Genomic DNA, 538 nt, shown 5'->3' on the forward strand with positions numbered 1-538 from the left:
CCCGCCCGGCCCCGACCACCCCGCTCCCGAGGCCGCCCAGGGCATCAAAATCAGCGACCGCATCGCGGCCCGCGAGGCAGCTCTATCCGCACAATCGCAAAGGAGCGCAGTGTGATGACAACGGTTTATCATAGCATATGCCGGTTCGTCCCATGCTCTGCCTCAGGCCCAACGCCCTTATTTCCTGACGGAATTCACCACTCGTGTACTCGCTGCCGCGATCGGTGTGCATGATGCAGCCCGGCTTCAGGTCACCGCGGCCGGCGGCCATGCGCAGGGCGTCGGTGACCAGTCCGGCGCGGTGGTGATCGGCCATCGCGTACCCGATGACCTCGCGGGTCGCCAGGTCGATGACCGTGGCCAAGTACCACCAGCCCTCGATCGTCGCCAGGTAAGTGATGTCCCCGACGGGCTTCGTGCCAGGCTCGGCGGCGGTGAAATCGCGTCCGACCAGGTCCGGGGCCGGGGCGGCCTTGGCATCCTGCTTCGTCAGGTACCGGCGCTTGCGGCGGGTGACGCCTCGGATGTCGCGTTCCCG

General features: G+C 67.3%; 1 protein-coding gene. It reads right to left on the reverse strand.

What is annotated here, in order from left to right; all coding sequences use genetic code 11:
- Window positions 1-82: 82 nt before the first annotated feature.
- A partial coding sequence (locus tag SCWH03_RS28310) for a DDE-type integrase/transposase/recombinase (protein ID WP_173267781.1) occupies window positions 83-538 on the reverse strand: 456 nt, incomplete at its 5' end.

Origin of the sequence: Streptomyces pacificus (assembly GCF_011766325.1) — a bacterium.
GTDB classification, from domain to species: Bacteria; Actinomycetota; Actinomycetes; order Streptomycetales; family Streptomycetaceae; genus Streptomyces; species Streptomyces pacificus.